At 38.1% G+C, this 9,285-nt stretch carries 10 protein-coding genes; all 10 read right to left on the bottom strand.

What is annotated here, in order from left to right; all coding sequences use genetic code 11:
• Positions 1-15 precede the first annotated feature (15 nt).
• The 10 genes from P8M52_RS05040 to P8M52_RS04995 all read right to left on the bottom strand — a co-directional run bounded on the left by P8M52_RS05040 (position 16) and on the right by P8M52_RS04995 (position 9,157).
• Positions 16-2,436, bottom strand: coding sequence for a VWA domain-containing protein (locus P8M52_RS05040; protein WP_300308230.1), 2,421 nt, complete (start codon positions 2,434-2,436; stop codon positions 16-18).
• A gap of 26 nt (positions 2,437-2,462) precedes the next feature.
• Complete coding sequence (locus P8M52_RS05035; protein WP_300308227.1) at positions 2,463-2,660, bottom strand: hypothetical protein; 198 nt, start codon at positions 2,658-2,660, stop codon at positions 2,463-2,465.
• Between the two features lie 70 nt (positions 2,661-2,730).
• On the bottom strand, positions 2,731-3,363 hold the full coding sequence (locus tag P8M52_RS05030) for an AAA family ATPase (RefSeq protein WP_300308224.1): 633 nt from the start codon (positions 3,361-3,363) through the stop codon (positions 2,731-2,733).
• A 1-nt stretch (position 3,364) separates the two neighbouring features.
• On the bottom strand, positions 3,365-3,673 hold the full coding sequence (locus tag P8M52_RS05025; RefSeq protein WP_300308220.1) for a 4a-hydroxytetrahydrobiopterin dehydratase: 309 nt from the start codon (positions 3,671-3,673) through the stop codon (positions 3,365-3,367).
• Positions 3,674-3,870: 197 nt separating this feature from the next.
• On the bottom strand, positions 3,871-4,113 hold the full coding sequence (locus P8M52_RS05020) for a carboxysome peptide B (RefSeq protein ID WP_300308217.1): 243 nt from the start codon (positions 4,111-4,113) through the stop codon (positions 3,871-3,873).
• Between the two features lie 8 nt (positions 4,114-4,121).
• On the bottom strand, positions 4,122-4,382 hold the full coding sequence (locus tag P8M52_RS05015; protein ID WP_300308214.1) for a carboxysome peptide A: 261 nt from the start codon (positions 4,380-4,382) through the stop codon (positions 4,122-4,124).
• A complete protein-coding gene (locus P8M52_RS05010; protein WP_300308211.1) occupies positions 4,379-5,872 on the bottom strand; it encodes a carboxysome shell carbonic anhydrase in 1,494 nt (497 codons plus the stop codon). The genes P8M52_RS05015 and P8M52_RS05010 overlap by 4 nt, the downstream gene beginning before the upstream one ends.
• Positions 5,873-5,953: 81 nt before the next feature.
• Positions 5,954-8,386 (bottom strand): CsoS2 family carboxysome shell protein, encoded by a 2,433-nt coding sequence (locus tag P8M52_RS05005; RefSeq protein WP_300308208.1) that lies wholly within the window; start codon positions 8,384-8,386, stop codon positions 5,954-5,956.
• 130 nt (positions 8,387-8,516) lie between these two features.
• Positions 8,517-8,804, bottom strand: a complete 288-nt coding sequence (locus P8M52_RS05000; protein ID WP_300308205.1) for a BMC domain-containing protein — start codon at positions 8,802-8,804, stop codon at positions 8,517-8,519.
• 20 nt (positions 8,805-8,824) lie between these two features.
• Positions 8,825-9,157: a ribulose bisphosphate carboxylase small subunit gene (locus tag P8M52_RS04995; RefSeq protein ID WP_300308202.1), complete on the bottom strand. Its 333-nt coding sequence runs from the start codon at positions 9,155-9,157 to the stop codon at positions 8,825-8,827.
• Positions 9,158-9,285: the final 128 nt, after the last annotated feature.

The raw sequence follows: 9,285 nt of genomic DNA, 5'->3' as shown, positions 1-9,285 counted from the left end.
ATTTTACCTAACTATTTATTTTGTTAACGATAAATACAACTCTGGGAGCTTTTCTGGCAATCGATCAACATGATCTAGTACCAAGAAATTCTGTGCGCCAAATATTCTTGAAACGTATTCATCGGCATGCGGATCAAGAGTAAGACAAAAAGTATTAACACCTTCTCTAGCCAGCTCTTCAACAGCACGCTTTGTATCAAAACGCAAATATTGTGGATCATTTTCATCGTTATCTGCTGGCTCGCCATCAGTTAACAGAAACAATATCTTCTTACTACTTCCACGTTCGCTTAATAAAGAGCCTGCGTGACGTATCGCCGCACCCATTCTTGTAGATAATTGGCCCGTCATGCCAGCCAAATGCGCTTTCGCTTTATCATCGTAATCATCATCAAAGTCTTTGAAGCGATAATATTCAACATCATGACGTCCATTTGAGTCAAAACCATGAATTGAAAATGGATCTCCAATTTTATCCATAGCATCTGCCATCAAAGCTGCCGCTTCACGAGACAGGTCTAAGATAGTTGGCTGATCATCTTCTTCTAAATCCGTCTCTGACTTTATTTTCTTATCAACCTTTGTAGAAAAAGCAGATTTAGCTGCTGGCAGAGGGTCGTTAGTTGACTCAGAAAGATCCACCAAAAGAATCACAGAAAGATCTCTTATATGTAATGTAGTACGAATACCAATACGTGTATCCGGTTGAACGCCACGTCGAATATCAATCATGGCATTAATTGCTTCGTTAAGATCTATCTCGTCACCATCTTCAACTTTTCTTTGTCTAACCAAGCCTTGTGGCTGAACTGCTTCAATTAAAGTTTTTAGGCGGCTAACGATTGGCTTATGACGCTCTAAAATCTCATCGATAACCTCAGTGTCACCAGATTTAGGTCGCTTTTCTAGTAAAGTTACCCAGCCAGGCCTTTCTAACTGCGTTTGATAATCCCACTCATGGTAATGAACAGGGGAAGCAATAGGCTCCTTGCCCTCCATCTCATTCCAAGAAATACCCTCGTCTTCATAAGGGAAAAACTCTGTATTCAGTACCCAAATTTCCTGTGCATCATCACCAGCATTTGGAACCTCAACTGCGTTGACCATTTCCATTAAATTCACGTATTTACGGACTTGCTTAACCTCTCCTGGTAAGAGTTCGTGCCCTTCTTCAGTATAATCTGGTGATTGCCATAAACAACGATTATCATCACGGTACACATTGCTATATTTATCATTACTAGAATTAAGAACGATATCCGAATCGCGAATCATTTGGGATAAACTAAGGCCTATTTCACGAGATATCTCTGAATCAGAGATTCGATCTTGAACTGCAAAGAATTGTTTTTTTGCTTCAATGATCAAGAAATGGTCATCTTGATACGAATCATCAAGTAGCGCCCTGGCCATACGATCCAGGATAGGCTGAAGCCCATCATTCAAATTTACATCCGCGGGCAACAATTTAATCCACAATTGCTTCATTCCTGGAAACTTTTCGACAGCCAATTGCTCCACGCGTGCATCTTCGATAACGCCAATCATGAGTCTTTGCAGATTACTTAATTCTTCACTGCCGTTCTCATCATAAGATGAGAAAACAATATGCGCCGCTGCATGAGCAGAACTCGCACGATACACATCCATGCCAGAAACAATTAAATCTTCATTAGCATTTTCTGTCGGTTTATAATCATCAAATGCATCAGGCAGATGGATGAAATAATGCTCAATATATGGCTGATAACCCTCACGTGTTTCATAATCACCTGAGGTTGGACGGATAAAAAAATCACGCCCCCACAATGACCTAAGATACAGATTCAATCGACGCTGAATATTAACAAAAAGAACGCCTCTTTGCTCTTGTTTTAAAATCGCCTTAGCTTGTTCACTCTTTAAACTAAAATATTCAGCTTGCGCTTCAAAATCATTTCGATAGGCTGACACGCCCCAAGTTGTCCAACGCCTCAACCCTCCAAGGGTTAATTGCCCAAGTAAAACGTCAAGACTTTCTAAGAAAGGTCTAATGGCTCGTGGCGCCTTAGCAACCAAATTGTTTAATAGTCCCAAATAGGATTTAAACAAATCTATTTCACCGAGTCGATTGGCAGCAATTGGAGCTGTAGAAAAAACCAAGGCTATCACTTCTGAACTCGTTCTAGAATACATTTTAATAGCAATAGAATGTAAATCTGGAACAGCCTCCTCTCCGATTTCTTTAGCAACAATCGGAGCACTTTCAATAAATGAAATTACCAAGTCAATTCCACGCCCTAAAGATTTCAATCCAAGTGCTGCCTCTAGATAAGATTGCAAACCTCTCGGAGTAAAAACACGCGTTGCCTCATGCCAGTTAGCTTCTAACACTTCACCGGACTGCTCTCCTAACTCTTCTAGAAGGCCTTCATAATCTGATAATTGAACTGACATAAATAATAGACTTGATAAAAGTTAAATTAGTCTGGCCAAACGCGTTGAGACATGGTTACAGTTTTTTTAACTACAGGCTTCTTAGCTACAGGCTTCTTAGCTACAGGTTTCTTAGCTACAGGTTTCTTAGCTGCAGGTTTCTTAGCTGCAGGTTTTTTAGCTGCATCAACACTCTTTTCAGGTTTGTTGATACTATCTAATAATTTATCTTCTAATGAACTCATAAAACACCCCTTTTATTTATATAATTTAAATCTATCAAATAAACATTACTAACAATAGCAAGTTTAACTACTACTTTACTTTTACTACTTCTTTAATCACAGCCTCAATATCATCAACAGCTGTTGCGCCACGAGAGCCAAATTGATACACGCTAATACCTTCCAAAGCAGCCCATCGATATGAAGCTCGCCTACTCAATGAACTTTTAAGTGCAGGCAATCCACAAAATTCTATCGCCTGTTTCATGGCTTTGGAAAGTGCACTTCTACTTTCAACTTGATTTCGAACTAGATAAGATTGTAACTGATCATTGGTTTTCTGCGCTTCTTTAACAGCTTCAACCATATGCACACTACTCCATAAATCTGGTGGTGATGGTAAGACTGGGATTAACAACAGATCAACCATTTGCAATACTTGTTTGGTATGTCCACTTTCTAAACTTGGCGGACAATCCACAACAATGAATTCAAAATCATTTGCAGCAGTATCAATTGCTTTAGCAACATTTTCAGATGCATTCACAACACTAGGCATACCATCAACTGTTGCTTTTAACCAGTGCTCTAAAGTGCCTTGAGGGTCAGCATCCAACAAAGCGGTACTACCCCTAGACATTAAGCCAGATGCTAGATTCAAAGATAGGGTTGATTTTCCACAACCTCCTTTAAGATTTGCAATTGCAATTTTTAATGTTGCCACTTTATCCCCCTTCGATAACAGTTATAGCATTTTTAGCCAATAAGTCCACTTTTTTAGCAAAATCAAAGTCTACCTCAGTAAATTGATCATCTTCTCTTGACTTAATCGAGACATTAACGTGTACACGACTAAATGTCAAATCTGGATAGAACTCATCTTCTACCGAAAGATCTTGTAAATCATCTAAAAAATCTCGCATATCATCATAGCTTGAATAATCAAAACGCTTAGTCATAATTAATGCACGTTTTTGAACTTTCCAGTCAGACTCTGAGATTTGATTTATTAGTTGTTTAATTGAAATTTCCATAGTGTTTTTTTAATTTAACAGATTAAGTTAGAAAATACTGAACAACTGACAATTATGAACAAGCATTCTATGCAAAAAACTTAGCTTAGAATGCTCAAGTGTTCTGATATTTATTCATTTATGCATATGATTCATTTTAATGAAACATCTGCAATTATATTTTACGTATTAAGCAAATATAAAATTAAAAAAAGAACTTACTCCCAATTGTCAATAATTCCTACAATTGTGAGATCTGTTACAGATTCATATTTAGGCATTGCCCATCTAGCAGCCGAACCACTTGCGGTTACAACCCACTTGCCAGTGCCAACACCGACAGGGTCAGATGCACACAAAACATTACCCTTAAGATCTTTCATTACTCTTAATGAAATACCTTCAAGATTTTTTACAGATCGAGTACAAACAAGATCTTCTTGAACCTGCATAATCTCCATAGCTATACTTAACCTTCTTGACCTTTATCCCAGTAATCAATAATACCAACAATGGTTAAATCACTTGGGTACTCTTTACTACCTGCAGACTCTCTTGCTGCTGAACTACCCACACAAATAACCCAGTCTCCTGCTATACAACCAACTGCATCAACTGCTACTAGAGGGGTGCCATTTGGCTTATCTCTTACAACTAGTAAAGGTCTCATACCAAGTGTTTTAATACGGTTAGTAGAAACCAAAGTTTTGTCAACTTGCATTATTCTCATAATTCTTCCTTATCTATTATTTCAAGATCGCTACCAAGGGGAAGGTCTTGAACACTAAGCTGAAAAAATAAATTATTTCCAACAGCTAATTCTTTATATCTATTAAGTATGGCAGCCATTACACGCTTTGACTTTTGAACAACTCTAGCTCTAGAACCAGGTACTTTTGAATCATAGCGATAATGAATGGCAATAGGAATTGGAAGGCCTTTCTTTATATTAAGACCTGAAAAAATTTTAATACCAATGTCTAAATCAGCTGAACCTTCTTCAACAGTATCTAAATGCGCGTAATATGCGATATTTCTTAATTGAATTTCTTGGAAACCATCTCCAACACTGATAAATTGCTCTGCATGACCAAGATCAGGATACGAGCCACCATATAAATCAGCAACGTATTCTATTTGAGAAAGATTGTATTCAAGCAAATTTGAAATAACTTTTCTCATGCCTTCAGAAGGTTTTCCTTCACCCTTTCCCCAGCCAGACATGTCGCTACTTTTATCAATAGAATTAAATAATGCAACACGTGCCTGATCACTATTTAAATTTAACGTCTCATTATACAAATCGGCAGTATCGACAAATCTATGAATACTCAGCTCACCATTAGAATCAGGGATATGAATTCTTATAGAATCATTATCGGTATCAACTCCTATCAACAATAGATCTATCTGAGATCCACAACTATATGTATTATCAATTGCACTATGAAATTCTGTTAATTTCTCTAGTCCTGCTTCGGCAGCTAATTTATCATTACTTCCATGAGCAGCACAACCTTGATGCAGAGGGTCAGAGCTACTGCGATGATAAACAACAATTTTTAGGTAACGAGAGGCGCTAGATCCAGAGCTTGGATTGCGTAATCTAGACAATTCGATTTTTTCCCAATCACGAACATTAGATTCTACATTTAATAAAGCACCTGCATATGAATTACGAATAGTAATTGCAGACAATGGTAATCTAAATATGTACTTAGATAACCCCTTTAACCTACCATCAGAGCATGGGGTAATATCAACACTATGATAACCGCAATCAAGAAAGAAACTATGAGTATCTACCTTAGAGTCTTCATTTCGACCTAAATCTTCAGAAAACTGATTGACAGAACTATTAATTGCATTAAAAATTGACTTTGAATATAACAACTTCATATCCAAACCATTTATCCATGCAGACTCTAAAGACTGTAAAGGAAAATTAAAGTCTAATTCCTTTGAGGTAATATCATTAGCAAGTGCAACAAAATTTTCATTATGTTGTATATTGCCAAGATGCTTCAGAACAGAAGTAATAGAATAAAAACGATTAGTAATTGATTCTTCACATCTTGCCAAATGTGCATTTTGTCGCATGTTTGTAAGAGGATGCCTACAATTTCTCTCAGGCATTGAATCGCACACTGGTGCAATATAGCCACTAGATAGGTCATTATCCAAAGCAGGAATATTTCCCACCTTGTTACCTTGCGCCATACTTACCGGCGCAGTTCTATTACGACCAGAACTTCGAGAAGCTCTGATTTTATATGCATTTCTAGTATTCATTGTTTTGAATTACCCTCTTGCGCCACCAGATAATGTAATTCTAGATGAGCCACCTTCTGTGCCACTTCCGCCACCATTACCGTTTGTTATCGCAGGACCTTCAACAATTATGACTTCACGATCTTTAAGAGCATGTGCTCCAATTAATCGTTCATTAGCCAAACCACCTCTTTGTGTTTCATTTCTATTGGCAGCAAACATTCCCTCAGTGCCAGTAACATGACCACTTCTAGACCAATTATCACCAGTAATACCTCGTCCAAGCTCATTACCTTCGCCAGTAATAACCTTGGCAGGAACCTCTACTTGAGATTGAACTGGCTGTTGCTCATCCAAAGGATGTCTAAATTCTGGAGTGCCAGTCATGACACCCTGAGCTTTAGAAATAGGGCCTGTAATACGTGGATTAATGCCAAAAACGCTATCATGCAGTCTTTCAGACTTAGTTTGATAAGCTGAACGAGCTGGAGTTTGCACAGTAAAGTCAGCATCATACTTTTCAGTTGCATACTGATTGTTAGTGTAAGCAGAACCACTTAAGCTTTGATCAAATCCTTTATTAAAGTTACCTGAAAATCTAGGATCAGATGAAGGCACGTTGCCACTTACTTGTTGTGCTGTATGGGATGTTCTCATAACTCTCTCACTAGCTTCAATAGAAGCTCTATCACAAAATTGACTCATCTCTTCTCTTGATCGATAGCTACTACCTGAAATTGTATTACACGAACCAACTTCATCACCACTAACTAATTTGGATTGTCCAAGTTGAGTGCCTGATAATTGTTGATTATTCCAAGTATCGCTAAATCTATCTTTATATGCAGCAGCCATAGGAACATAATCACATCTCTGTTCAAAGCTTTCTTTGCTTACATACTCATTACCGGTGACGCCCAGGCACATGCCGTAGTCGTCACCTGTTAGCTTTGGGGAGCCACTTACCTCACTTCCAGAAACCGAATTACCAGTAATCGTACTTGTATGACTCACTTTATTAGAACGTTGATCACACATTGATCTATTAGCAGAACTATCATACTGGCTACCAGTTACGTTTTGACACGTGCCAGGCTCATTGCCTGAGACTTTTTCATCTCTATCCATCATGTTTCCAGTAACACCCATACCCTTACGAGTTGTATCTACAGAAACCTTACTTGGTGTTAATGGTGCTTTATCGCCACAGTTGGCAACAAAACGCTCATTTGAAACATACTCTGTACCGGTGATATTCTCACATGAACTATGATCATCTCCTGTAACACCTAGAGGTGAGGAATGCTCGCCACCAGAGATTACTGAGCCACGATTAGTATGACTAACGTCTACCTTAGTCGAAGCGTTAGAATAACTATAAGGAGCAACAGAGTAATCAGAACCAGTTATAACTTTATCGGAGTTAGATTCAGAACCTGTTGTATTGTTGATTCTAGTTTCGTCTGCTCCAGTTATTACTAAGTTTTTTTTTGAAGTAGATTGAACTACTTTAGCAGGTGAATTAACACTACCTTGATTAGAGCAGCTATTAGCAAAATGATCGTAACCTAAATACTCACTTCCTGTAATTGCAGTACATTCTCCAGGCTCAGTACCTGTAACCTTAGAAGTTGACTCTACTAAAGATCCAGTCATTGTTTGACCATTGGAAGTTGTAGATTCGTTAACTTTAGGCTCATTTGGAGTAGGTGAAGTTGAACATAACTCTTGGAATTGTTCAGTACCAAAATATTCTGTACCTGTAACCAATTTACATGTTCCGGATTCACTGCCAGTAGTCTTAGAGGTTTGTTCAACCAATGTACCACTTACTGATTGACCAGAAAGCGTTGTACCAATTTCAACTTTTGCAGGTGCTTTACCAGGTCTGATTCTACCACTTGGTCTACAAGACTCGTTTGTGCCTCTGCCAACAGAACATCTTTCTTCACGTTTTAGTTTAGCTAGATCTCTACCTGATACCGGATTTTTGTTATTGTTAACTCGAGTTCTGCGGGCTTCTCTACCAATTTTTCCTGGTAATGCCTGCTTTCCAGTTTTTGATAACTGCTTACGTCTATCACGACAGAATGCACGAACTGTATTAGGCGCATCAGACTGAGCAGAATTAACCAGGTCACATAGTGCGTCAACTGCGTCATTATTATCAGATACTGAATTAGTAGTATCACACGTGCTGCAAGTTTCCTTCAAATCTTTTTCTTTACAATCATCACAACAATATTCATGATTGTCGTGACTTACTGCATGAGCTGTAGAATTAATTAATTCTTGCTCAGTAGAATTAGACTGAATAGGCTCACTTGTAGCTGTAGCAGTTGTTTTTCGTCTTGGACGCACACGACCAGCTTGCTTCATACCGGCTGAGCCAGTTTTAGACATCTGCTGTCGTCTAAGCATAGAGCGCTCACGTCCAGAAAGTTTCTCTGTTGAATTTATCATATTAAATACCTTTAATAATCATTCTAATAATTTATTAATATTCAAATTTTGAATATTAAAATCTTTGTTTTTTTGTTATTATTAAAATGAATACCTGTAAACAGGATTCATTTTAATAACTGAATTACACTTATGCTGAAGGTAGAATAGTTTCTACTTCACCATGAACACGTGCAATAATGTGGGCTGCAACCAGTCCATCACCTACACGCTCACAAGCGTCAGCACCAGCACGTACTGCTGCGTTTACCGCACCAGTTTCACCACGTACTAGAACTGTTACATAACCACCACCAACAAATTCACGACCTACTAAACGAACTTCTGCCGCTTTAGTCATAGCATCTGCAGCTTCGATAGCTGGTACAAGACCTCTAGTCTCGATCATTCCTAATGCGATTCCTGATATATTGCTCATAATATTTCTCCTAATTTATTTTATTTACCGCGGTATACAACAAAGTTCATACCTTGACTTTGAGAGTAGTTATCGTAACCAAGTAAACGAACATGGTTATTAGGGTACTCTCTATGACAAGCTTCTAACTCTTGTAAAACGGTATCAACTGATTGCTCACCAAACATTGGCAATTTCCACATGTACCAGTAGTACTTCATAGTACGTGCTGGCTCTACATGTTCAATTGCTGGGTTCCATCCATTGTTAATAATGAACTGAATGTGTTGTCTTGTTTGATCAGCTGTCATCTGTGGCAAGTATGAAAAAGTTTCAAACTTAGGTCCAGATTTATAATCTTGCATTTCACTCATAATAATTCCTATTTTTTAAATTAAACCAATTAACGGTTAGCGCCGTCTAGTTTATCAACTGTATCAAACTCAAACTTAATTTCTTTCCATGTTTCCATAGCAATCTTAAGCTCTGGGCTGTGTGCAGC

The sequence above is a fragment of the Candidatus Thioglobus sp. genome, from assembly GCF_029243085.1.
Classification (GTDB): Bacteria; Pseudomonadota; Gammaproteobacteria; order PS1; family Pseudothioglobaceae; genus Thioglobus_A.
Note: the sequence above shows the minus strand (reverse complement) of the source record. Positions and strands in the feature narration are given on the sequence as shown.

Coding starts and splice junctions, on each gene's coding strand:
- P8M52_RS05040 (WP_300308230.1), bottom strand. CDS start 2,436: ATGTCAGTTCAATTATCAGATTATGAAGGCCTTCTAGAAGAGTTAGGA.
- P8M52_RS05035 (WP_300308227.1), bottom strand. CDS start 2,660: ATGAGTTCATTAGAAGATAAATTATTAGATAGTATCAACAAACCTGAA.
- P8M52_RS05025 (WP_300308220.1), bottom strand. CDS start 3,673: ATGGAAATTTCAATTAAACAACTAATAAATCAAATCTCAGAGTCTGAC.
- P8M52_RS05020 (WP_300308217.1), bottom strand. CDS start 4,113: ATGGAGATTATGCAGGTTCAAGAAGATCTTGTTTGTACTCGATCTGTA.
- P8M52_RS05015 (WP_300308214.1), bottom strand. CDS start 4,382: ATGAGAATAATGCAAGTTGACAAAACTTTGGTTTCTACTAACCGTATT.
- P8M52_RS05010 (WP_300308211.1), bottom strand. CDS start 5,872: ATGGCGCAAGGTAACAAGGTGGGAAATATTCCTGCTTTGGATAATGAC.
- P8M52_RS05005 (WP_300308208.1), bottom strand. CDS start 8,386: ATGATAAATTCAACAGAGAAACTTTCTGGACGTGAGCGCTCTATGCTT.
- P8M52_RS05000 (WP_300308205.1), bottom strand. CDS start 8,804: ATGAGCAATATATCAGGAATCGCATTAGGAATGATCGAGACTAGAGGT.
- P8M52_RS04995 (WP_300308202.1), bottom strand. CDS start 9,157: ATGAGTGAAATGCAAGATTATAAATCTGGACCTAAGTTTGAAACTTTT.